The organism is Nocardioides sp. (assembly GCF_036493135.1).
GTDB lineage: Bacteria > Actinomycetota > Actinomycetes > Propionibacteriales > Nocardioidaceae > Nocardioides.
Genome location: NZ_DASXQG010000071.1, coordinates 54465 through 75582 on the forward strand (window position 1 = coordinate 54465; position 21118 = coordinate 75582).

General features: G+C 67.8%; 19 protein-coding genes and 1 pseudogene. 19 read left to right on the forward strand and 1 reads right to left on the reverse strand.

Features of this window, described 5'->3' with window-relative positions; translation table 11 throughout:
* Positions 1-6 precede the first annotated feature (6 nt).
* From secE to rplA, 4 genes are all read left to right on the forward strand, one after another.
* Positions 7-249, forward strand: a complete 243-nt coding sequence (gene secE / locus VGJ24_RS13520) for a preprotein translocase subunit SecE (protein WP_331501148.1) — start codon at positions 7-9, stop codon at positions 247-249.
* Positions 250-407: 158 nt separating this feature from the next.
* Positions 408-1241, forward strand: coding sequence for a transcription termination/antitermination protein NusG (gene nusG / locus VGJ24_RS13525; RefSeq protein WP_414691082.1), 834 nt, complete (start codon positions 408-410; stop codon positions 1239-1241).
* 91 nt (positions 1242-1332) lie between these two features.
* On the forward strand, positions 1333-1761 hold the full coding sequence (rplK, locus tag VGJ24_RS13530; protein WP_331501168.1) for a 50S ribosomal protein L11: 429 nt from the start codon (positions 1333-1335) through the stop codon (positions 1759-1761).
* Between the two features lie 118 nt (positions 1762-1879).
* Positions 1880-2593, forward strand: coding sequence for a 50S ribosomal protein L1 (rplA, locus tag VGJ24_RS13535; RefSeq protein ID WP_331501149.1), 714 nt, complete (start codon positions 1880-1882; stop codon positions 2591-2593).
* A gap of 71 nt (positions 2594-2664) precedes the next feature.
* On the opposite strand, the gene VGJ24_RS13540 is transcribed toward rplA, so the two are convergent.
* Positions 2665-3669: a DnaB-like helicase C-terminal domain-containing protein gene (locus VGJ24_RS13540; protein ID WP_331501150.1), complete on the reverse strand. Its 1005-nt coding sequence runs from the start codon at positions 3667-3669 to the stop codon at positions 2665-2667.
* Between the two features lie 547 nt (positions 3670-4216).
* Between VGJ24_RS13540 and rplJ the strand changes: the two genes are divergently transcribed.
* The 15 genes and pseudogenes from rplJ to VGJ24_RS13615 all read left to right on the forward strand — a co-directional run.
* Positions 4217-4945 carry a 50S ribosomal protein L10 gene (rplJ, locus tag VGJ24_RS13545; RefSeq protein ID WP_331501151.1) on the forward strand — a complete coding sequence of 243 codons (729 nt, stop codon included), beginning with the start codon at positions 4217-4219 and terminating at the stop codon, positions 4943-4945.
* Between the two features lie 80 nt (positions 4946-5025).
* Positions 5026-5418: a 50S ribosomal protein L7/L12 gene (gene rplL / locus VGJ24_RS13550; protein ID WP_331501152.1), complete on the forward strand. Its 393-nt coding sequence runs from the start codon at positions 5026-5028 to the stop codon at positions 5416-5418.
* Between the two features lie 469 nt (positions 5419-5887).
* Positions 5888-6841, forward strand: coding sequence for an ABC transporter ATP-binding protein (locus VGJ24_RS13555; RefSeq protein WP_331501153.1), 954 nt, complete (start codon positions 5888-5890; stop codon positions 6839-6841).
* 6 nt (positions 6842-6847) lie between these two features.
* Entirely contained in the window at positions 6848-7633 is a 786-nt protein-coding gene (locus tag VGJ24_RS13560) for an ABC transporter permease (RefSeq protein ID WP_331501154.1), read from the forward strand.
* Positions 7634-7641: 8 nt separating this feature from the next.
* Positions 7642-8469, forward strand: coding sequence for an ABC transporter permease (locus tag VGJ24_RS13565; RefSeq protein WP_331501155.1), 828 nt, complete (start codon positions 7642-7644; stop codon positions 8467-8469).
* Positions 8469-9764, forward strand: a complete 1296-nt coding sequence (locus tag VGJ24_RS13570; RefSeq protein WP_331501156.1) for an MCE family protein — start codon at positions 8469-8471, stop codon at positions 9762-9764. Before VGJ24_RS13565 ends, VGJ24_RS13570 begins: the two co-directional genes overlap by 1 nt.
* The gene (locus tag VGJ24_RS13575) at positions 9761-10792 is read left to right on the forward strand and encodes an MCE family protein (RefSeq protein ID WP_331501157.1); all 1032 of its coding nucleotides are present in this window, start codon (positions 9761-9763) and stop codon (positions 10790-10792) included. The genes VGJ24_RS13570 and VGJ24_RS13575 overlap by 4 nt, the downstream gene beginning before the upstream one ends.
* Before the next feature lie 7 nt (positions 10793-10799).
* A complete protein-coding gene (locus VGJ24_RS13580; protein ID WP_331501158.1) occupies positions 10800-11768 on the forward strand; it encodes an MCE family protein in 969 nt (322 codons plus the stop codon).
* A gap of 1 nt (position 11769) precedes the next feature.
* A complete protein-coding gene (locus tag VGJ24_RS13585) occupies positions 11770-12924 on the forward strand; it encodes an MCE family protein (RefSeq protein ID WP_331501159.1) in 1155 nt (384 codons plus the stop codon).
* Complete coding sequence (locus VGJ24_RS13590) at positions 12921-14387, forward strand: MCE family protein (RefSeq protein WP_331501160.1); 1467 nt, start codon at positions 12921-12923, stop codon at positions 14385-14387. Before VGJ24_RS13585 ends, VGJ24_RS13590 begins: the two co-directional genes overlap by 4 nt.
* A complete protein-coding gene (locus VGJ24_RS13595) occupies positions 14384-15679 on the forward strand; it encodes an MlaD family protein (RefSeq protein ID WP_331501161.1) in 1296 nt (431 codons plus the stop codon). Before VGJ24_RS13590 ends, VGJ24_RS13595 begins: the two co-directional genes overlap by 4 nt.
* An 11-nt stretch (positions 15680-15690) precedes the next feature.
* Positions 15691-16245, forward strand: a complete 555-nt coding sequence (locus tag VGJ24_RS13600) for a hypothetical protein (protein ID WP_331501162.1) — start codon at positions 15691-15693, stop codon at positions 16243-16245.
* A gap of 8 nt (positions 16246-16253) precedes the next feature.
* Positions 16254-17039 carry a hypothetical protein gene (locus VGJ24_RS13605; protein ID WP_331501163.1) on the forward strand — a complete coding sequence of 262 codons (786 nt, stop codon included), beginning with the start codon at positions 16254-16256 and terminating at the stop codon, positions 17037-17039.
* A 233-nt stretch (positions 17040-17272) separates the two neighbouring features.
* Positions 17273-20791, forward strand: coding sequence for a DNA-directed RNA polymerase subunit beta (gene rpoB / locus VGJ24_RS13610; RefSeq protein WP_331501164.1), 3519 nt, complete (start codon positions 17273-17275; stop codon positions 20789-20791).
* Positions 20792-20878: 87 nt separating this feature from the next.
* Positions 20879-21118, forward strand: a pseudogene (locus tag VGJ24_RS13615) (DNA-directed RNA polymerase subunit beta); the annotation flags it as partial.

The window sequence follows — 21118 nt, forward strand, 5'->3', positions numbered from 1 at the left end:
GACCACGTGGCGGGAGGCAACGCCGTCCGGTCGCGTGACCGGCGCACCGAGCGCACCGGCCCCGTCCTGTTCTACCGACAGGTCGTCGCCGAGCTGCGGAAGGTCGTCTGGCCGACTCAGCAGCAGCTGGTCACGTACTTCTTCGTGGTCATGGTGTTCGTCGCGTTCATGATGGCGCTGATCGCCGGGCTCGACCTGGCCTTCGGCAAGTTGACGTTCTGGCTGTTCAGCGGCCATTCCTCGAGCTGAGGTTGGGAGCAGGAAACGTGTCGCAGCACGACATCGAGCAGGACGGCGCCGTAGAGGCGGTCCCCGCGCAAGCAGATGCGGAGACCCCCGAGGCGTCGGCTGACCCGACCCCGGACGAGGGGGCCGAGGTGAACGCCGAGGCCGAGGCGAACGCGCCGGTGGCCGAGGAGTCCGTCGCGGTAGCGGAGGCGGAGGAGCCGACCCCGGCCGACCCGGTAGCCGAGACCGAGGTGGTCGACGAGGCCGTGGGCGAGCTCCCCGAGGAGCCGGCCGAGCCCACCGAGGAGCCCGCGGCCGAGGCTGCCGAGGCCGACACGGACGAGGCGCTCGCGGAGGACGCCGGAGACACCGGCGAGACCGCGGCGGAGGACGACCCGCTCGAGGAGTTCCGACGCGAGCTGTGGGCCAAGCCCGGGGAGTGGTACGTCGTCCATACCTACTACGGCATGGAGAACCGCGTCCGGCAGAACCTCGAGAACCGCATCGTCTCCCTGAACATGGAGGACTACATCCACGAGATCGTGGTCCCCACCGAAGAGGTCGCCGAGATCAAGAACGGTCAGCGCAAGATGGTCAAGCGCACCGTTCTCCCCGGCTACGTGCTGGTCCGGATGGACCTCACCGACGAGTCCTGGGCGACGGTCCGCCACACGCCGTCGGTCACCGGGTTCGTCGGCCAGGCCCACCAGCCCGTGCCGCTGAGCATGAGCGAGGTCGAGAACATGCTTGCTCCGACCATGGTCGCCCCGGCAGAGACGCCCGCCGGCGCCGCTGCATCCGGTGGCGGCACCGCGACCGCCACCAAGAAGCAGGTCGAGGTCGCCGACTTCGGCGAGGGAGACTCGGTGATGGTGGTCGACGGTCCGTTCGCCACGCTGCACGCGACGATCACCGAGATCAACGCCGAGGCCCAGCGGGTCAAGGCGCTGGTCGAGATCTTCGGCCGGGAGACCCCGGTCGAGCTGAGCTTCAGCCAGGTACAGAAGGTCTGAGCTCGCAGCAGCACCCGGTAACAACAAGGTGGCAGGGCCGGTCCGGCTCGCGATGACCACGACGTACAACCACGAAGGACACAGACAAGCAATGCCTCCGAAGAAGAAGATCGCCGCGCTGGTCAAGGTGCAGCTCCAGGCGGGTGCCGCGACGCCGGCACCGCCGGTCGGCACCGCACTCGGCCCCCACGGCGTGAACATCATGGACTTCTGCAAGGCGTACAACGCCCAGACCGAGTCCTTGCGCGGCAACGTGATCCCGGTCGAGATCACCATCTACGAGGACCGGTCGTTCACCTTCATCACCAAGACGCCGCCTGCCGCCGAGCTGATCAAGAAGGCCGCCGGCCTGCAGAAGGGCTCCGGCGTCCCGCACAAGGAGAAGGTCGGTCGGCTGACCAAGGACCAGGTCCGCGAGATCGCGCAGACCAAGATGCCCGACCTCAACGCCAACGACGTCGAGGCCGCGATGAAGATCGTGGAGGGCACCGCCCGCTCGATGGGCGTCACCACCGAGTGATCGCCGCTGGTTGAGGAGATCGCTCTGCGACCGTCTCGACACCAAGGCGCCATCCACACCACACCCGTGGCAGGGCCGCGCTGGCCCGATGACCACATCTTCCGAAAGTAGGAACACCATGCAGCGCAGCAAGACCTACCGCGCGGCGGCCGAGTCGTTCGACGTGGACGAGCTGTACTCGCCGTACGCCGCGATCAAGATCGCCAAGGACACCAGCAAGAAGAAGTTCGACGAGACCGTCGACGTCGTCATGCGCCTCGGTGTCGACCCACGCAAGGCCGACCAGATGGTGCGCGGCACCGTCAACCTGCCCCACGGCACCGGCAAGACCGCCCGCGTGCTCGTCTTCGCGAACGCCGAGAAGGCCGAGGCCGCCCGTGAGGCCGGCGCGGACGTCGTCGGCGGCGACGAGCTGATCGACAAGGTCAACGGAGGCTGGCTCGACTTCGACGCCGTCGTCGCGACCCCCGACATGATGGGCAAGGTCGGCCGCCTCGGCCGCGTCCTCGGTCCACGTGGTCTGATGCCCAACCCGAAGACCGGCACCGTGACCCCCGACGTCGCCAAGGCCGTCTCGGACATCAAGGGCGGCAAGATCGAGTTCCGGGTCGACCGTCATGCCAACCTGCACTTCATCATCGGCAAGGCGTCGTTCTCCGAGACCCAGCTCGCGGAGAACTACGCCGCCGCGCTCGACGAGGTGCTGCGGCTGAAGCCGAGCAGCTCCAAGGGTCGCTACCTGCGCAAGGTGACGGTCTCGACGACCATGGGTCCGGGTGTCCAGGTCGACCCGAACCGCACCCGCAACGTCTCGGCTCCCGACGAGAGCTGAGCCGCTGATCGACGTAGAAGGCCCGGCCACCTGAGGGTGGCCGGGCCTTCTGCTGTCCGTGGGTGTCGCGACTACTCGACGTACACGCGCTCGTCGACGAGCTTCTCGGTGACGACGTTGCCGTTCGGGTCGAAGCGACCCTGGTCGAAGCGCTTCTTGAACTCGATCTCCGCGCCGCCGCTGCCGGAGCGGTTCTTCTCGACGGTGATGACCGACCAGTCCTTGAAGTTCTCGGCGTTCGCGCCGCCGTACATCAGGTGGTGGCGGGCGACGAGGTCGGACTTGGTGCCGAGGATCAGCACGACGTCGGGCTCGTAGGACAGGGCCGTCGATCCGCGCATGTGGCGTGTACGCATCCGGGCACCGGGCTCGAGTCCCTCGTGGTCCATCGCCGCAACGGCGAAGACCGGGGCGTCGAACTCGATCGCGACGTCCTTGAGCTGCTCGGTGATGCGGGTGATCCGCTCCTCCTCGCCCAGCTCGCTGAGCGGCATGGCGACCTTCTGGAGGTAGTCGACGACGATCAGGGGGGATTCACCGGTGTTCCCCATGACCTTCTTGATCGTGTCGTTGATCTCCGTGATGTCGGTGTGCGTCGCCGTCGAGCGGTGCACGACCATGCGGTCGGCGAACTCGCTGACGTTGACCAGCGCTTGGGTGCCGATGCCGTTGGGCGTGTTGGCCATCCGCTCCAGGAGGCCTCCGGTCCCGCCCGAGGTGCCCTCGAAGATGGCTCGGACCTCGCTGAGGCTGGGGGCCTCGTAGGGGTCGATCTCGCCGCCCTCCATCGCCACAAGGCGCTGGGTCAGCGCGTCGGCCTCGAGCTCATAGGAGAAGAACACCGCGGAGCGGCCCGTCTTCACCGCCGCTCGGGCCGCCTGTAGGGCGAACATCGTCTTGCCCTGGCCCTGAGGTCCGGCGATCAGGTTGAGGGTGCCGGAGCGGAACCCGCCGCCGATCGCGTCGTCGAGAAGGGGGAATCCTGTCGGCCAGAGGCGAACGCCGCCCTCGGGGCTGCGAAGCCGGCTGTCGGCGCGCTCGAGGACGGCCGACAGCGAGGTCAACTTGTAGTCCATGGTGATGATGGAAGCATGGATCGACCTGGCATCGGTCGAGATCCGCGAAATGTGAACGCCCCGGACCAGACCACTCCACCCGATCGGTTCATTCGCTCGTGAATGGCGTCATGGGTGGTGCGGATCTCCGTCTTGATGGGAAGGACCGTAGCAGCCGGCCCGTCGGGTCGACGGCGTTGTTCGGTTGAATTTACGTCGAGCGCTCGCACCGCGCGGAGCGCCGGGCGAGATCGAGGGGACTCAGCCTCGTCATTTGCTCCCTGAGCGATCTGCCGCCGGCAAGGCGACCGATGTGTCCGATTTGGCCGCGCCGCCGGGTACGCCGTACGCTCACTTCTCGTAACCAGAGACCGCTGGTCGTCGTGACTGTCTGTGCAGGCACGACCGAAGGTTCCGCGTAGCGGACGACCCGCGCAGGAGACAGAGCGGCATCACCGGCCCGGGTCCGTCCGGGCGGCGATGCGATCCACGCCCTGGGCCTGCGCCCGGGGCGTTCGTCGTACCGGGGGACGTTCACGCCAGTGTCTCGCCCACCGGAAGGAGACCCATGGCGCGGGCAGAGAAGCAGGCCGCCGTCGCGGAGATCGTCGAGTCGTTCAACGATGCCGCCGGCGCTGTGCTGACCGAGTACCGCGGTCTCACCGTGAAGCAGCTGCAGGAACTGCGGCGCTCCCTCGGCGAGAACGCCAACTACGCCGTGGTCAAGAACACGCTGGCCAAGCTCGCCGCGAAGGATGCGGGGATCGACGGCTTCGACGACCTCCTGACCGGTCCGACCGCGATCGCCTTCATCAAGGGCGACGTCGTCGAGGCCGCCAAGGGTCTGCGTGACTTTGCCAAGGCCAACCCCACCCTGGTCATCAAGGGTGGCGTCCTGGACGGCAAGCCCCTCGGCGCCAAGGAGATCGCCAAGCTGGCCGACCTCGAGTCGCGTGAGGTGCTCCTGGGCAAGCTGGCCGGCGCGATGCTCGCCTCACTCAGCCAGGCCGTCTACCTGCTCAACGCCCCGATCGCCCAGGCCGCCCGGCTCGCCGGTGCGCTCCAGGCGAAGGCCGAGCAGGACCCCTCGATCCTCGCAGGTGGTGCGGGTACCCCGGCGGCCGAGGCTGTCGCGGAACCGGCCGATGACGCCAGCGTGGCCCCCGCGGACGAGACCGCGGAGACCGCTGCCGAGGACACCACGGCCGAGGAGGCCGGGGACGCTCCCGCTGCCGACGAGTCGGACAGTGCGGACGCCGCCGCCGCCACCACCGAGACCGAGTCCTCCGAGGCCTGAGCAGGCCCCGGAACACCACCTGGAAACCCCGGTCCGTACGCAACCGCGACCCGGACCACAGACTGGAAGGAAACGCCACCATGGCGAAGCTCAACACCGACGAGCTGCTCGACGCGTTCAAGGAGATGACGCTCATCGAGCTCAGCGAGTTCGTCAAGCAGTTCGAGGAGACCTTCGGCGTCACCGCGGCCGCTCCGGTCGCCGTGGCCGCTGCGGCCCCGACCGGCGCTGCCGGCGGCGACGCCGCGGAGAGCGCCGAGCAGGACGAGTTCGACGTCGTCCTGGAGTCGGCCGGCGACAAGAAGATCAACGTGATCAAGGAGGTGCGCGCCCTGACCTCCCTCGGCCTGAAGGAGGCCAAGGACCTGGTCGAGGCCGCCCCGAAGCCGGTTCTCGAGCACGTCACCAAGGACGCCGCCGAGAAGGCCAAGGAGGCCCTCGAGGGCGCCGGCGCCACCGTCACGCTCAAGTGACGACTGCCTGATCGCACGGCTGCAGGGCGGGTGCTCCCACACGGGAGCGCCCGCCCTTCGTCATGACGGCGCAGACTCGATCCTGAGGTGGCTCGTCGTCCTCCCGGCGCGCCATGATGCGGTGCTCTGGCGCTCGGAGAGGGTGCATGGATTGGTCACAAACCGCAGAGATTCCACGCCCCAGCGTGGGGTTCTTGACCATTCGATCGATCCAAGAACACGGCCGGTCCTGCGCGGGCCGGCACCCGTTCTGCGGCCGCCGACTTTCGGATCGACTGGGAGTGAGCCCTGGAGGACGGCCGCTGTCGCGGTCCGGGTTCGGGCGGAGCGGCGGGGCGCGGGCACGCGGAGAACTGAGGGCACGTCGCAGCTGACTGGTGCGTAACTTCTGTGCCCTGCGCGCGTTGACCCCAGGTAGCACGGCCGCGAGCCCCGCGTGGCCGGCGACTCCTGGGAGGGCAGCAGACCCATGGGCGTGGAGATCCAGATCGAGGGTCTGACCAAGTCCTTCGGCAAGCAGCTGATCTGGGGGGACGTCACTCTGACGGTCCCTGCCGGAGAGATCTGCGTGATGCTCGGACCCTCGGGCACCGGCAAGTCCGTGTTGCTGAAGACGCTGATCGGACTGCTCAAGCCCGACCGCGGCAGCGTGGTCATCGAGGGCGTCGACATCACCACCTGCCCCGAGCGACAGCTCTACGAGATCCGCAAGCTGTTCGGCGTGCTGTTCCAGGACGGCGCGATGTTCGGCTCGATGAACCTCTACGACAACGTCGCGTTCCCCCTCCGCGAACACACCCGGAAGTCCGAGTCCGCGATCCGCGACATCGTGATGGAGAAGATGGACCTGGTCGGCCTCCTCGGAGCGGAGGACAAGCTGCCCGGCGAGATCTCCGGAGGCATGCGCAAGCGTGCCGGGCTGGCCCGGGCGCTGGTGCTCGAGCCCGAGATCGTGCTCTTCGACGAGCCCGACTCCGGTCTCGACCCGGTCCGTACGTCGTTCCTCAACCAGCTGATCATCGACCTGAACGCCCAGATCGACGCGACGTTCCTGATCGTCACCCACGACGTCAACACCGCCCGGACCGTGCCCGACAACATCGGCCTGCTGTACCACCGTCACCTCGCGATGTTCGGCCCGCGCGAGATGTTGCTTTCCTCGGAGGAGCCGGTCGTGCGGCAGTTCCTGAACGCCCAGACCATCGGGCCGATCGGCATGTCGGAGGAGAAGGACGCCGACGAGCTCGAGGCGGAGAAGGGCCAGGAGCTGCCACCGCTGCCGCCGATCCCGCTCCAGCAGGAACCCTCCAACGGCATCCCGCGTCGCAGCCAGCGGCCGCCCGGTGACTGGTGCCGCGAGAACGGCGTCACGCCTCCGCCCGGCTCCTTCCACGAGAGCATGACGATGAGCTCGGGTGGGTGAGCCGTCGTGTCCAACCTGACCGCCTCACGCGTCCTCGCGCCCATCGGGACCGCCGGCAAGCTGTTCGCCTTCGGGCTCGACGTCGGGCGCGGGGTGTTCCGCCGCCCGTTCCAGTTCCGTGAGTTCATCCAGCAGGCGTGGTTCATCGCCTCGGTGACGATCATCCCGACGGCTCTGGTCGCCATCCCGTTCGGCGCGGTGATCGCGCTCCAGGTGGGCGGCCTGATCAAGCAGTTCGGCGCGCAGTCGTTCACCGGATCGGCGTCCGTGCTGGCGGTCGTCCGTGAGGCGGGTCCGATCGCGACCTCGCTCCTGATCGCCGGTGCGGCCGGCTCGGCGATCGCCGCCGACCTCGGCGCCCGCAAGATCCGCGAGGAGCTCGACGCGATGATGGTGCTGGGCATCGACCCCATCCAGCGCCTGGTCGTCCCGCGCGTGCTCGCCTGCATGCTGGTCGCGGTCTTCCTGAACGGACTCGTCAGCGTCGTAGGCGTCGCCGGCGGCTATGTCTTCAATGTCGTCCTGCAAGGAGGTACCCCCGGCGCCTACATCGCCAGCTTCACCGCACTGGCGCAGCTCCCCGACCTCTACCAGGGCATGGCCAAGGCGCTGGTGTTCGGCCTGATCGCGGCGATCGTCGCGTCGTACAAGGGCATGAACGCCGGTGGTGGGCCGAAGGGCGTCGGCGACGCGGTCAACGAGTCCGTCGTCGTCTCCTTCATGCTGCTGTTCGTCGTCAACTTCGTGATGAGCGCGATCTACTTCCAGCTCGTCCCACCGAAGACGGGCTGAGGCCGACCGTGGCGAACATCAAGGCGGTCTACGAGAAGCCCCTGCGCACCCTGGACGACCTGGGCGCCGAGCTGGCGTTCTTCCTGCGTGCCCTCGCGTGGACGCCGAAGACGGTGGTCCGCTACAAGAAGGAGATCCTGCGGATCCTGGCCGAGGTCACGCTCGGCTCGGGCGCGCTGGCCGTCATCGGCGGCACCGTCGGCGTGATCACCGCGATGTGCTTCTTCACCGGCACCGAGGTCGGCCTGCAGGGCTACGCCGCGCTCAACCAGATCGGCACGGCGGCCTTCTCCGGGTTCGTCTCGGCGTACTTCAACACCCGCGAGATCGCGCCGTTGGTGGCCGGCATCGCGTTGGCAGCAACGGTCGGCTGCGGGTTCACCGCCCAGCTCGGCGCGATGCGAATCTCCGAGGAGATCGACGCCCTCGAGGTGATGGCCGTGCCCTCGTTGCCGTTCCTGGTGAGCACCCGCATCGTCGGCGGTCTGATCGCGATCATCCCGTTGTACGTCGTCGGGCTCGTGTCGTCGTACTACGCGACCCGACTGACGGTGACCCAGTTCTTCGGGCAGAGCACCGGCACCTACGACTACTACTTCCACACCTTCCTGCCACCCCAAGACGTCTTCTGGTCGTTCGGCAAGGTGCTGGTCTTCGCGGTGACGGTGATCCTGATCCACTGCTACTACGGCTACAACGCCTCGGGCGGACCGGCCGGCGTGGGTGTCGCCGTGGGCAAGGCGGTCCGTACCAGCATCGTCGCGATCAACGTGATCGACCTCTTCTTGTCGATGGCGATCTGGGGCGCGACCACGACCGTGAGGCTGGCGGGCTGATGGGCGCGGCGCTGAAGTACAAGGCCCTCGGCATCCTGTTCCTCTGCCTCCTGCTGGCGGGGATCTGGTTCACCTACGGCGTCTTCACCCAGAAGTTCACGCACTTCGACGAGGTCACCCTCGACGCCCCGACCATAGGGCTGCAGATGCCCGAGCGGGCGGACGTGAAGATCCGTGGCGTCATCGTCGGCGAGGTGCTCGGCTTCAGCGCGACCGACCAGGGCGCGACGGTGCGCCTCGGCATCTTCCCCAGCCAGCTGCACACGATCCCGAGCAACGTGACCGGCGCGATCGTCCCGAAGACGCTGTTCGGCGAGAAGTACGTGTCGCTCGTCGTACCCGGCGACCAGCCGGCACCGACCTCCCTCAAGCCGGCCGCGGTCATCCCGCGCACCGAGGTGCCGGTCGAGGTGCAGAAGGTGCTGGCCGACCTGTACCCGCTTCTGCGGACCGTCCAGCCGGCCGACATCAACCTCACCCTCAACGCCATCTCGACCGCCCTCGAGGGCCGCGGCCAGGCGCTCGGGCGCGACGTCGTGACCGTCGACCGCTACCTCAAGCGGGTCAACCCGCAGCTCCCGCAGATCGTCGCCGACCTCCGGCTCACCACCAACGTCTCCAACACCTACGCCGACGTGATGCCGGAGGTCGCGCAGATCCTGCGCAACACCATCCAGACCACCAGCACCCTCGAGGACCGGCACCAGCAGCTCCAGGCGCTGTTCACCGATGTCTCGGCGTTCTCCGACACGGCCCACGACTTCCTGAGGCAGAACGGCGACAACATCATCCGGCTCGGGCAGGTCAGCGAGCCCCAGGCGCAGATGCTCGCGCGCTACGCCCCGGAGTACCCCTGCCTGCTCGGCGGTCTGGTCAGGGCCGGCCAGCGCGAGGCCCAGGCATTCCGCGGCTTCACGCTGCACATCGTTCTGGAGACGCTGCCCCACCAGCCGCGTGGCTACACCCCCGCCGACAACCCGGTGTTCGCCGACAACCGCGGGCCGAACTGTCTGCACCTGCCCAACCCGCCGTGGAACCAGTCCAACCCGGTGCGCCACCAGCCGAACTTCAAGGACGGCATCAACAGCCCGACCGGCAAGGGCACCGACCGGGTCGCGCCCTCCTACGGCAGGGCTTTCACCCGCGGCACCGGGTACGCCGGCAGCCCGGCCGAGACGGGTCTGCTGAAGAGCCTGCTCGGCCCGTCGCTGGGCGAGTCGCCGCAGGACGTGCCCGACCTCGGCGTGCTGCTGATCGGTCCGATGGCCCGCGGAGCCGAGGTGTCGCTGCGATGAACCGCCGAGACGCCGCGGCCCTCTCCGCCCTGGTCAAGCTGTTGATCTTCATGGTGGTCACGGCGCTGGCCACCGGCGTGCTCGCGATCATCATCGGCAACCTCAGCTTCGGGTCGACCAAGACGTTCAAGGCCGAGTTCTCCGACGCGACGGGCCTGATCAAGGGCGACGACGTGCGCATCGCCGGCGTGAAGGTCGGCTCCGTCAAGGGGATCTCGATCGTCGACCGCACCCGCGCGCTGGTCACCTTCGACGTGCAGAGCGACACCGCGCTCACACAGTCGACCCACGCCGACATCCGCTATCGCAACCTGGTCGGTCAGCGCTACATCGCGCTCACCAACGAGATCGGCAGCACCGGGGTGCTGGCCGCGGACTCGACGATCCCGGTCTCCAAGACGTCGCCCGCCCTCGACCTGACCGTGCTGTTCAACGGGTTCAAACCGCTGTTCCAGGCGCTGTCGCCGTCCGACGTGAACGAGCTGTCCTACGAGATCGTCCAGGTCTTCCAGGGCCAGGGCGGCACCTTGAACGGGATGCTCGCGCACACGGCGTCCATCACGCAGACCCTGGCGGACCGCGACCAGGTGATCGGCCAGCTGATCACCAACCTGAACTCCGTGCTCGACCACGTGGGCAAGCGCAACCGTCAGCTCAACCAGCTGATCACGACGTTCCGCCAGTTCGTCGGCGGCCTGAAGAAGGACCGCGGCGCGATCCTCGGCTCGCTCGACCAGATCTCGAACCTGTCGGTGCAGACCGCCGACCTGGTGTCGGGCATCCGCGCGCCGTTCGTCTCGGACATCCACCACCTGCGCGGATTCGCGGCCAACCTCGACCAGGGCCGTCCCGAGATCGACCGGGCCCTGAAGGTGCTGCCGATCAAGCTGACCAAGGTGGGCCGCACCGCGATCTACGGCTCGTGGTTCAACTTCTACCTCTGCAACTTCACCGGCCAGATCCGCATCGGCAAGACCGCCGTGCCCGTCAGCTACAACACCGGCTCGACGAGGTGCAATCTCGGATGAACCGCCGATGAGTACGCCGTTCCGTGAGCGAAACCCGGTCGTGGTCGGGGCGATCAGCCTCGCCGTCCTGCTGGGGCTGATCCTGCTCGCCTTCAACGCCGAGAAGCTGCCGATCATCGGCGGTGGCGACACCTACTACGCCGACTTCAGCGAGGCCGGTGGGCTCAAGCCCAACGACGAGGTGCGCATCGCCGGCGTGCGGGTCGGCAAGGTCGACTCGGTCTCCCTCGACAGCGGCCACGTGAAGGTCGCCTTCCGGATCGAGAACGGTGCGGACTTCGGCACCGACACCCGCGCCGCGATCAAGGTCAAGACGCTGCTCGGCGCGATGTACCTCTCGCTGGAGCCGGCCGGGCCGGGCCAGCTGCCGAAGGGCAGCGAGATCCCCGTCGCGCGCACCTCTTCGCCGTACGACGTCGTGCAGGCGTTCTCGGGGCTCGCCAGCACCTCGGAGCGTATCGACACCCACCAGCTGGCGCGCAGCCTGACCACGTTGGCCGACCTGACGCGCAACACACCCAGGAACTTCCGTCAGGCGCTGGCCGGGGTCTCGGCGCTCTCGGGCAACCTCGCGGCCCGCAACGAGCAGATCGGGACATTGCTGCAGAGCCTCCGCGGCGTGACGACCACCCTGAACGCGCGTGACCAGGACATCGTCGGGCTGATGCAGGACTCGGCCGTCCTGTTCAAGGCACTGGTGAAGCGTCGCGACGCCGTACACAACCTGCTCCGGTCGACGTCCGACCTCTCGGTCGAGCTGACCAAGCTGGTGCGCCAGAGCCGGACCGACCTCGAGCCGGCGCTGACCCACCTGAGCGCCGTGGTCGACGTGCTGAACCAGAACGCCGACAACATCGACCAGAGCATCCGGCTGCTCGGCCCGTTCTACCGGGTCTTCGCCAACACCCTCGGCAACGGGCCGTGGTTCGACACCTACATCCAGAACATGCCGCCGGTGCCCCAGGTGGGTGGCTGACATGAACCTTCTGCGCAAGCTCCTGGTACCGCTGGTGCTGCTCGCCTTGGTGATCGCGGCGCTGGCCGCGTTCGTGCTCGACGGCGGCAACCAGAAGACCCTGACCGCCGACTTCCCGCGCACGGTCTCGCTCTACGTGGGCAGCGACGTGCGGGTCCTCGGCGTCCCGGTCGGCAAGGTCGACTCGGTGACCCCCTCGGGCACCCAGGTCATCGTGAAGATGCACTACGACCCGAACGTGCAGATCCCGGCGAACGCCAAGGCCGTCATCGTCTCGCCGTCGATCGTGGGCGACCGGTTCGTGCAGCTGACCCCGGCGTACACCGGCGGCCGGATGCTCGCCGACGGCGCCACGCTCGACCAGAACCACACCGCCGTTCCACTGGAGCTCGACCAGATCTACTCCAGCCTCGACGACCTCACCACGGCGCTCGGCCCGAACGGCGCCAACCAGAAGGGTGCCCTGACCGACCTGCTGAACACGACGGCTGCCAACTTCGGTGGGCAGGGGGCGAAGTTCCACCAGACGATCGAGAGCTTCAGCCGGTTGAGCGGGACCCTCGCCGACAACAAGGACAACCTGTTCGGGTCGGTGCGGGAGCTCGAGGGCTTCGTGCACACGCTGGCGCGCAACGACCACACGGTGCGGTCGTTCAACCAGAGCCTGGCCGAGGTCTCCCACATGCTGAAGGGGGAGCGCGGCGACCTGGCGGCGTCGCTGCACAACCTCGGCATCGCCATGAAGCAGGTGTCCGGCTTCGTCCGCGACAACCGAGAGATCCTCGGCAAGAACATCGCCGGGCTCGACGACGTGACCCGGATCCTGGTCAAGCAGCGCAAGGCGCTGGCCGAGACCCTGCAGGACGCACCGCTCGCCCTGAACAACCTCGCGCTGGCCTACAACCCGCAGGCCGGCACGCTCGACACCCGCGCCAACCTCGGCGACATCGGGCACCAGATCACCTCCGACCCCTCGACGTTCCTGTGCGGGATCCTCGACCAGGCCAACCAGGGCGGACAGGCCTGCAGCGTGATCAGGCAGCTGCTCGCGAAGCAGCGGCCCGCCGCGCTGTCCGGCTCGTCGCGTCGTACGGGTCGTGACGGGGTCGACCGGACGGACCCGACCCTCGGCGGACTCGTGGAGGCCGGCCGATGACCGTTCTCCGTCCGCTCCTCAAGGCCGTGGTCGCGCTGCTCGCCGCGGCGCTGGTGCTCACCGGCTGCTCGTTCGACCCGTACCAGCTGCCGCTGCCCGGCGGCCCCGACGTCGGCAGCAACCCGATCACGGTGACCGCGCAGTTCCGCGACGTCCTCGACCTGGTGCCCGACTCGACGGTCAAGGTCAACGACGTCACGGTCGGCAAGATCACCGACATCTCGCTGCAGGGCTACCACGCGCTGGTCACCATGCAGCTGCGCAACGACACCAAGCTGCCCGACAACGCCGTCGCGACGATTCAGCAGACCAGCCTGCTCGGCGAGAAGTTCGTCGAGCTCGCCGCCCCGACCACCGGTGCGAGTGCCAACCCGCTCAAGACCGGCGACGTGATCACGATGGCGCACACCGGCCAGAACCCCGACGTCGAGCAGGTGCTCGGCGCGCTGAGCCTGCTTCTGAACGGCGGCGGCGTCGGCCAGCTCCAGACCATCACCCGCGAGCTGAACAAGACCCTGCACGGCCGCGAGGGCGAGGCCCGGTCGGTGCTCCACCAGATCCGCAGGTTCAGCGGTCAGCTCGACCAGCACAAGCAGGAGATCGTCTCCGCCCTCGACGCCCTGAACCGGCTGTCCACGTCGTTGAACCGCCAGCGAGACACGATCGACGCAACCCTCGAGGAGCTGCCCGGCGCGCTGCACTCGATCAACACCCAGCGTCACGACCTGGTCAGGATGCTGAAGGCCCTGGCCCACCTCAGCGGCGTCGGTACCCGGGTGATCAACCTGTCCAAGGACTCCACGATCGCCACCCTGCGCCAGCTGGATCCGGTGCTCAGCCAGCTCCAGGCCTCGGGGCAGAACTTCGTCAACGCCTTCAGCGTCGCGCTGACCTATCCGTTCGTGGACGAGGTCGTCGGGCGTGACCCGCAGGTCGCCCGCAACCTGCAGATGGGCGACTACACGAACCTGTCGATCAAGCTCGACCTGTCGCTGGACCAGAACGGCAGCCTGCCGATCCCGAGTGGGCTGCCCACCAATCTGCCGACCCTGCCGACCAACCTGCCCACGAGCCTGCCGACGTCGGAGATCACCAAGATCCTCGGCGACGTGGCGAAGTGCCTGCAGAGCGGCGACATCACCAGCAAGGCGTGCACGAAGGTGTTGGGCGACCCGCAGGAGCTGGTGCGCCTGATCGCCAAGTGCAAGAAGGGGAAGAACAGCGACAACCCGGTCTGCGCGGTCCTCAACGCGCTGCCCAGCCTGCCCACCGGTGGTGCCGGGCTGCCGTCGCTGAGCATCCCGACCAGCCTGCTCCCGACGATCCTCGGCGGTGGGGGCACGCTCGGTGCGAAGCGGCCGGCGGCCTTCGGGCCGCGCGGGCCGACCATGAAGCAGCTGACCCGGATGTACGACCCCGCTCTGGTCGATCTGCTCGTCCCCGGGATGGTGATCGGCAAGTGATCTCACGTCGTACCAAGGTGCAGCTGGCGATCTTCGCCCTGATCACGATGCTCGGGGTGAGCTTCGTGGGAGCGAGGTACGCCCAGCTCAACCGCCTCTTCTACAGCACGTCGTACACCGTCGTCGCGCACTTCAAGGACTCCGGTGGCATGTACGCCGGGGGCCTGGTCTCCTACCGCGGGGTGAGCATCGGCGAGGTGCACAAGCTGGTCCTCACTCACGACGGGGTCGACGCCTACCTCGACATCGACAACGGCTGGGACCAGAAGATCCCGTCCGACACCCTGGCTGTGGTGGGGAACCGCTCCGCCGTCGGCGAGCAGTACGTCGACCTCCAGCCCCAGACCGACAACGGGCCCTACCTGCACGACGGCTCGCAGATCGCGATGGCCGACACGCGCACCCCGCTGCCGACGCAGAAGCTGCTCGCCGACATCTCCCACACGGTCGGGTCGGTGAACCGGAAGTCGCTGCGCACGACCGTCCACGAGCTCGGTACGGCGTTCGCCGGCACCGGGCCGGACCTCCGACGGATCATCGACACGGGCACGTCGTTCATCCACGAGGCCAACCGCAACTTCGACGTCACCACGGCCCTGATCCGCGACGGCAACACCGTCCTCCACGGCCAGATCGCCTCGGCCGACGCGATCCGGTCCTTCGCCCGCGACCTGAAGCTGTTCTCGGGAACGCTGGCCGGCCACGACCAAGACCTGCGCCGGGTCATCGACAACGGGTCGGTCACCGCGACCGAGCTGCGTCGCTTCCTCGACGACAACAAGGTCCACCTGGCCAGCCTGATCAACAACCTGGTGACCACCGGCGACATCGTGGTGAAGCACCTGCCCGGACTCCGCCAGGTGCTTGTGCTCTACCCGTACGTCGTCGAGGGCGGCTTCACGGTGGTGTCGAAGTCGCCCGAGACCGGGCTGTACGACGCGCACTTCGGGCTGGTCATGACGAACGACCCCGCGGTCTGCCACGCCGGGTACGAGAGCACCGACACCCGTCCGCCGCAGGACGGCTCGAACCGGCCCATGAACGTGAAGGCGCACTGTGCGGAGCCGGCCTCGCAGTCCGACGCGCGCGGCGCTCAGCACGCGCCGAGCAACCGGCCGGCGGCGAAGTACCGCGTCCCCGTGGCGTGGTTCGACCCGGCCAGGCACCACCTGACGTGGGGATCTCGGGTCCCCTCCCCACTCGAAGACGCGGGGAGCCCCGCCCCCGCCACGCTCGGAGAGGAGACATGGAAATGGCTGTTGCTTCAGCCCTTGACCGCCGGCCGGAGGTGACCTTGGACGACGTGACTCCTTCGAGTCCGCCGCCGCGTTCCGCGCTCTTCCGGCTCGTCCTGCTGGGCGCGCTCGCGATCCTGCTGGTCGCCTCCCTGGTGGGGATCGCCGTACTCAAGTCGCACCGCACCGGCAACGCCAGCGGCCTGCAGAGCGAGCGTGAGGCCGCGATGGCCACCACCCAGCAGTTCGTGCTGCGGGTCAACACCTACGGCCCGTCCCTGCTCGACTCGCAGGGCCAGATGCCGGAGTACCGCTCGCGGGTGAAGGCCGTGATTACCCCCAAGTTCGCCGCGTCGTTCGACCAGAGCGTGCCGGTGGCCGAGCAGAGCGTGAAGAACTACGGCCTCGACCGCACCTGCGCGGTGTTCTCCACCGGCGTCGAGGTGATCGACAGCGACTCGGCGCAGGTGCTGGTCGCCGGCTCGATCAGCCAGACGGTGAAGAACCGGAAGGGCAAGCGCGTGTCCACCGGTGAGCCCTCGCCGTTCCGGCTGCGAGTGAGCCTGGACAAGATCGACGGCAGATGGCTCGTCGACGACTACGCGCCGGTGACGGGATCGTGAGGGTGACCATGAACGCCAACTGGTACGACGTGCTCGACGTCGACCCCACCGCGATCGCCGATGACATCCGGACCGCGTGGCGAGGAGCCGTCGCCGACCTCGACCCGACGGACCGACGGTTCCGGGTCTACAACCAGGCCGCCGAGGTCCTGCTCGACCCGGCCCGGCGCTCGGCGTACGACGCGGAGCTCGCGGCCGAGCAGGCGGCGCAGCACGACGACGTATCCGAGGCCGACGACCCGACCGGGCCCGCCGAGCCCGCCGAGCCCGCCGACCTGGACCTCGCGGGCACGCGCCGCCTGCCGGTCGTGCCCGGCTGGGCGGTGGTGTCGCTGGCCGGCCTCGTGGCCGCGTCCCTGGTGATCGCCGGCGTGCTGCTGAGCAAGCCGTCGGACGCCGCGGTCGAGGACGACACCCAGGCCGCCCAGTCCGCGGCCGAGCGCGCGGTCGTCCCGCTGCTGTCCTACGACGCCCAGCACCTCGACCGGAGCGCGGCCGCCGCGCAGCCGTACCTGACCACCAGCGAGAAGGAGCAGTACGACAAGCTCTTCGCGGTCATCCGCCAGAACGCGCCGCGGACCGGGACGGTCGTCCGGGCCAAGTACCTCGCCTCCGGGATCGTCCGGTCGGGCACCGATCGGGTGGACGTGCTCGTGTTCGTCAACCAGGTGACCCGCAACAAGCAGCACCCCAAGGTGCCGGTGGTCTACAAGAACCAGGTGACGGTGACCATGGCGAAGGTTGGCGGTGAGTGGCTGGTGGACGACCTGACCACGAACGGCGACCGCAGCTGACCTGCGGCTTTACCTGCGACGCGTGGCCGACCTGTGCAGAAGTGCTTGACCTGAAGGCCCTCCGGGTTCACACTCGGGGGGACGTTCGGCCAGCAGGTCGGATGCCATTTGTGGTGCGCCCGCTTCTGCGGTACGATCTCTCTTTGCGCCTGCCCTCAAATGCTGATCGCCTGCCCGGTGGCTGATAAGTGGTGGTCAGGTGACTCTCCGCCTCGTTCGTCGAAGGACAGATCTTGGCCGCGCGCACCACCGCCGACTCCTCCACCACCACCATCACGCAGGCAGCTCTCGAGCGCATCTCGTTCGCGAAGATCAGCGAACCGCTCGAAGTTCCCAAGCTCCTCTCCCTCCAGACCGACAGCTTCAACTGGCTGATCGGCAATGACGCATGGCAGGCCGACATCGCGACCCGCGAGGCGGCCGGCGAGGACGTCTCCCACAAGTCCGGGCTCCAGGAGATCTTCGAGGAGATCTCTCCGATCGAGGACTTCTCCGAGACGATGAGTCTCTCGTTCGAGAGCCCCGTCTTCTACGACCCGAAGTACACCGTCGAGGAGTGCAAGGAGAAGGACTTCACCTACTCCGCGCCCCTCTACGTCTCCGCCGAGTTCACCAACAACGAGACCGGTGAGATCAAGGGCCAGACGGTCTTCATGGGCGACTTCCCGCTCATGTCACCCCGCGGCACCTTCATCATCAACGGCACCGAGCGGGTCGTCGTGAGCCAGCTCGTCCGCTCGCCCGGCGTCTACTTCGAGAAGACCGCCGACAAGACCTCGGACAAGGACATCTTCACCGCGAAGGTGATCCCGAGCCGCGGCGCGTGGCTCGAGTTCGAGATCGACAAGCGCGACATGGTCGGTGTCCGCCTCGACCGCAAGCGCAAGCAGAACGTCACCGTCCTGCTCAAGGCCCTCGGCTGGACCAACGAGCAGATCCTCGAGGAGTTCGGCGACTACGAGTCGATCCGCCTCACCCTGGAGAAGGACCACACCGAGACCCAGGACGACGCGCTGCTCGACATCTACCGCAAGCTGCGTCCGGGCGAGCCGCCCACGCGTGAGGCCGCGCAGACGCTGCTGAACAACTACTACTTCAACCCCAAGCGGTACGACCTCGCCAAGGTCGGCCGCTACAAGATCAACAAGAAGCTCGGCACCCACGAGGCGTTCGACCAGCAGACGCTGACCATCAACGACATCGTGGCGACGATCCGCTACATCGTCCGCCTCCACAACGGCGACGCCGACCTGGTCGACGCCGCCGGCACGACGTACCTCGACCCCGACGGCAAGCCGATCGAGGTCCAGGCCGACGACATCGACCACTTCGGCAACCGCCGTATGCGGACCGTGGGCGAGCTGATCCAGAACCAGCTCCGCACCGGTCTGGCCCGCATGGAGCGCGTGGTCCGCGAGCGGATGACGACCCAGGACGTCGAGGCGATCACGCCGCAGTCCCTGATCAACATCCGCCCGGTGGTCGCGGCGCTGAAGGAGTTCTTCGGCACCTCGCAGCTGAGCCAGTTCATGGACCAGACCAACCCGATCTCGGGCCTGACCCACAAGCGTCGCCTGTCGGCGCTGGGCCCCGGCGGTCTGTCCCGTGACCGCGCCGGCATGGAGGTCCGCGACGTCCACCACAGCCACTACGGCCGGATGTGTCCCATCGAGACCCCCGAGGGTCCGAACATCGGTCTGATCGGGTCACTGGCCACCTTCGGCCGGATCAACCCGTTCGGCTTCGTGGAGACGCCGTACCGCAAGGTCGTCAAGGGCAAGGTCACCGACCAGATCGACTACCTCACCGCCGACGACGAGGACAAGTACGTCATCGCGCAGGCCAACGCGCCTCTGGACGACAAGAGCCGCTTCGCCGAGGAGCGCGTCCTGGTCCGCCAGCGTCACGGTGAGGTCAGCGAGATCCTGGCCGACGAGGTCGACTACATGGACGTCTCGCCGCGCCAGATGGTGTCGGTCGCGACGGCCCTGATCCCGTTCCTCGAGCACGACGACGCCAACCGTGCGCTGATGGGCGCCAACATGCAGCGCCAGGCCGTGCCGCTGATCCGCAGCGACGCGCCCCTGGTCGGCACCGGCATGGAGTACCGCGCCGCGGTCGACGCCGGTGACGTGCTGACGGCCGAGAAGCCCGGCGTGGTCAAGGACGTGTCCGCCGACTCCATCGAGGTGATCAACGACGACGGCACGTACACCACGTACAAGCTGGCGAAGTTCCGCCGCTCCAACCAGGGCACCTGCATCAACCAGCGGCCGCTGGTGGCGGAGGGCGACAAGCTGCTCGAGGGTTCCCCGATCGCGGACGGCCCCTGCACCGACGAGGCCGAGATGGCGCTGGGCACCAACCTGCTCGTCGCCTTCATGCCGTGGCAGGGCAACAACTACGAGGACGCGATCATCCTCAGCCAGCGCCTGGTGCAGGAGGACATCCTCACCTCGATCCACATCGAGGAGCACGAGGTCGACGCCCGCGACACCAAGCTGGGTCCGGAGGAGATCACCCGCGACATCCCCAACGTCTCCGACGAGATGCTGGCGGACCTCGACGAGCGCGGCATCATCCGCATCGGTGCGGAGGTCACGACGGGCGACATCCTGGTCGGCAAGGTCACGCCCAAGGGCGAGACCGAGCTCACCCCGGAGGAGCGGCTGCTCCGCGCGATCTTCGGTGAGAAGGCGCGCGAGGTCCGCGACACCTCGATGAAGGTTCCGCACGGCGAGGAGGGCACCGTCATCGGCGTCCGGGTCTTCGACCGCGAGGAGGGCGACGAGCTGCCGCCGGGTGTCAACCAGCTGGTGCGCGTGTACGTCGCGCAGAAGCGGAAGATCTCCGTCGGCGACAAGCTCGCCGGCCGTCACGGCAACAAGGGCGTGATCGCGAAGATCCTGCCGATCGAGGACATGCCGTTCATGGAGGACGGCACCGCGGTCGACGTGATCCTGAACCCGCTGGGCGTGCCGCGACGGATGAACATCGGGCAGATCCTCGAGCTGCACCTCGGGTGGCTGGCCAAGCAGGGCTGGGACCTGAACCTGTCGGAGGACCCCAAGACCTCCGATTGGAAGCAGCGCCTGATCAAGATCCATGCCGACAAGGCCGATCCCGACACCAACCTGGCGACGCCGGTCTTCGACGGCGCCAAGGAGGACGAGATCACCGGCCTGCTCGGTGCGACCCTGCCCAACCGCGACGGTGAGCGTGTGGTCGGCAAGGACGGCAAGGCGCTCCTGTTCGACGGGCGCTCCGGTGAGCCGTTCCCCGACCCGGTCTCGGTCGGCTACATGTACATCCTCAAGCTCCACCACCTGGTCGACGACAAGATCCACGCGCGGTCGACCGGCCCCTACTCGATGATCACGCAGCAGCCCCTGGGCGGTAAGGCTCAGTTCGGCGGCCAGCGGTTCGGCGAGATGGAGGTGTGGGCGATGGAGGCCTACGGAGCGGCGTACGCCCTCCAGGAGCTCCTGACCATCAAGTCCGACGACGTGCCGGGCCGGGTCAAGGTGTACGAGGCGATCGTCAAGGGCGAGAACATCCCGGACTCCGGCATCCCGGAGTCGTTCAAGGTGCTGGTCAAGGAGATGCAGTCCCTCTGCCTCAACGTGGAGGTGCTGTCGCAGGACGGTTCGCAGATCGAGCTCAAGGATGCCGAGGAAGACGTCTTCCGGGCCGCCGAGGAGCTCGGCATCGACCTGTCCCGCCGCGAGCCCAGCTCCGTCGAAGAAGTCTGAGCAGACGCGGTACGCCGGTCCGCCGGCGTACCGCCCCTCAGTCCACAGCCCCAGAGAATTCAAGACGAACGAAGGAATGCAGCCACCGTGCTCGATGTGAACTTCTTCGACCAGCTTCGGATCGGCCTGGCCACCGCGGACGACATCCGCACGTGGAGCCACGGCGAGGTCAAGAAGCCGGAGACGATCAACTACCGCACGCTCAAGCCCGAGCGTGACGGCCTCTTCTGCGAGAAGATCTTCGGTCCCACCCGGGACTGGGAGTGCTACTGCGGCAAGTACAAGCGCGTGCGCTTCAAGGGCATCATCTGCGAGCGCTGCGGCGTC